The organism is Mesorhizobium sp. M5C.F.Ca.IN.020.32.2.1 (genome assembly GCF_004023105.1).
Classification (GTDB): domain Bacteria; phylum Pseudomonadota; class Alphaproteobacteria; order Rhizobiales; family Rhizobiaceae; genus Mesorhizobium; species Mesorhizobium wenxiniae.
Genome location: NZ_RZSX01000804.1, coordinates 1 through 2846, shown reverse-complemented (window position 1 = coordinate 2846; position 2846 = coordinate 1). Strand labels below are relative to the sequence as shown.

The window sequence follows — 2846 nt, the reverse complement described above, 5'->3', positions numbered from 1 at the left end:
ATATACTGCCGCGCCGCTGCTGGTCCTCGGCGACGACATTACCACAGACCATATTTCGCCGGCGGGACAGATATCGGCGACAAGCTACGCCGGCCGGCATCTTACCGATCGAGGCGAAAATCCATCCACCCTGAACGTGTTCGCCTCTAGACGGGGCAATTGGAAGACGATGGTTCGTGGCCTGTTCGACAACGGAGCTGCGTCGAACCTGCTTCTGCCTAACGGCGATGCAGGCCACACGATCCACGGGCCAAGCGGCGATATCGGCCCATTGTGGGAGATTGCCGAGCGCTATGAGGTGGAGGGAACCAGCACCGTCATCATCGCCGGCGAGCGATACGGCGCCGGCTCTTCGCGAGACTGGGCTGCGAAGGGAGTCGCAATGCTTGGAGTCCGTGCAGTCATCGCCAAGAGCTTCGAACGCATCCATCGGTCCAACCTGATCGGGATGGGGGTCCTCCCGATCATCATTTCGGCGGCCGACGCGCAGTCGATCGTCGGACTGGGACCAAACGATCAACTCATCATCGACGCCGAGATGGTCGCACCACGCCATGTAATCGAAATAGAGGTTCGTCGATCAGAAGGCGAGTCGACGGGGTTGGTCGGAACGGCAGCTGTTGAGACCGATCTTGAGGTCGATACTCTCGCCGCGGGCGGCATGATCCCGCTCATTCTTTCCAAGTCAGTATGCGGACCCGGCACCGCTCTTCTGGGCCCTTGAGGGCAGGGGCCGAGGCGACCTGAATGAGATTGCCAAGATCATGAACGAACGTCGGCCGCTGGCTGTTCAGTGTGCCGGCCTAGCAATATCGGTGTGCAACGGATGTTGCGCGCTACTCAGCAATCGCGCCAGAACTGCACGCATGAGTCAACCTTAACACGCGACGCATTGAACGTCTCGACAGGGGCCGAAACCGGATTGTCGGCTAACGGCAGGGCGATGCTGCTAGCGGACACGCCAGAGAGCGAAAGAAATCCAAAACGCCGGTCGCCCTCCCGCTCCCGGCGGGCGAGACGCCAGGTAGTGGTTCATCACTGGACGTTCACTTTTCGGCCCCACAGCCGTTTTCAATCTAGTAGCCGTAGCGGATTTGGGGCACATCTGAATCTCCAAGGTACTTCAGAATTTGGCCAACCTTTCGCGCGCAACCAAGCGTAACAGGGTATTTTCCGTCAAACTGAGTGTTGTTCTAATTCATCTTAGTCAGCCCCAGGATCTCCCTCGCAATGTGCGTTGGCGACTCCTCCGACCTGGTTACCTTTAACTCGATCGGTTGCGGGACGTCCTCTTCGACCCCATGCGGCATGGCGATCTGGCAGGCAACCAACGGGTTCGATGTTGACCATACAGAGCCGGTCGGCGTCATCGGGTGCAGCATATACAGCCGAGAACAGCACGATAACTTGCATCTGTCCGGATGGTGGTTCACTGCCAGAGTTCAAACCGGATTGACTGGAGCGAGGCCAATCCACAGAAGGCTTACACCGTAGTTCATTCTCCGAAGCTGTTTCGAGATGCTCATCAGGGCGACTTTGCTAAAGAAGGGGAGCGTCGGATTTCCCTCGTGCAAGAGCGCGTAGACGATTTCATAGTCGGCCGGATTGGGCCTTTCCGCCGGGATTAGGCCGACGATCTCGGGCATTGCCTCCCGAATTTGCGCTCTAAGCGGTGGATGGTCGAGAAATGCTTCGGCGGATACCTGTCCTTGCAGGAACAGATGACTCAGCGTTTGTGACTTGCTGCGGCGCTTCACATGCACGAGCTGCCGGCCACCGGTCAGAATATCACAAAACTCGACCCGGCCACGCTCTCCTTCGAAGTTCACGAGGTTTTTGTCGTAAAGATACATCCCGGCTTGGGCATTGACCGCGCGGGCGTTGTAGTCGCCTTCCTTTTCGCCAGCTGTGTAGAAAGGGAGCTGGAGACCAGCTAACGGAATTTCCGCCAGGGCCGCGTTGACGGTGGCGACGAAATCATCCTTGACCACATACCACTCGTCCGATGCGAGGATGTGGAGGTGGTCGTTGAACTGGACCTCTGCACATAGACATTTGAACACTGACCATCGGTCATGGAACGGTCCGTCGTCGCTCGCGACACGAACCTTGTCCGATTTCAGATGTGCAAGCGTGACGGCGTGGTCCTCATCGAAGAGAGCCAGATAATCGGGCAGACGAAGATCGTCGAACGCATCCGCCCGTGAGCTACCCGAGAATTTGAACCGGTCGATATTCTGATAGTCGATGATTTCCGGTGGTGCGAGATGGATGGCGTCGAGCTGCCCATTCTGCAACCGGGTGACTAGGTTCTGATTGAGTTGGTCCACGCGCGAACGATCCCGGATGGGCGTGATCTTGCCGTACCAAGGAAACAGTTCCTGGTACGCCGTATCGTTGAATGAGTTGATGATGGTCAGACCTTTATCGTCGATCCCGTCATAATCGACCTCGCAGCTCAGCTTGAGCCCGTCGCTTCCCGTCAGTGTACCCCCGAACGCTTCATCCCCCGATTTGCCGGTAATTGCCTGAAGAATGATATTCGATGTATCGACGCCGAAATCGAAGATCTCGCCGATCCGGCTGTTTTGTGAGCGGGTCTGAATGGTTGAATCTTCGGGCCTACGCGTGTCGATACTCTTGATTCGCTCGCGGCCAAGCCGGTTCAGCGCCACCTTCAATCCGAACTGGCTCTCCAGCGCTTCGGGGCGAAGTTCCTGAAAGCCCATGCCGAAGCAAACGGCAAGCCACCTGCGCTGCGGGTCGGCGTCCTCGGCGGCGAGATCGATACCGACAAACAGGATCGCAGCCGCTTGCCCACCGTAGAGCCCGTTGAACTGTGCCCG

1 protein-coding gene and 1 pseudogene are annotated in these 2846 nt (G+C 57.7%); one reads left to right on the top strand and one right to left on the bottom strand.

Features of this window, described 5'->3' with window-relative positions; translation table 11 throughout:
- Positions 1-724 (top strand): annotated as a pseudogene (locus EOA86_RS29075) (aconitate hydratase AcnA); the annotation flags it as partial.
- A 718-nt stretch (positions 725-1442) separates the two neighbouring features.
- Here the strand turns inward: EOA86_RS29075 and EOA86_RS29065 are convergent.
- Positions 1443-2846 (bottom strand): DUF6119 family protein (locus tag EOA86_RS29065; RefSeq protein ID WP_128344814.1); only part of this gene is annotated, 1404 nt, incomplete at its 5' end.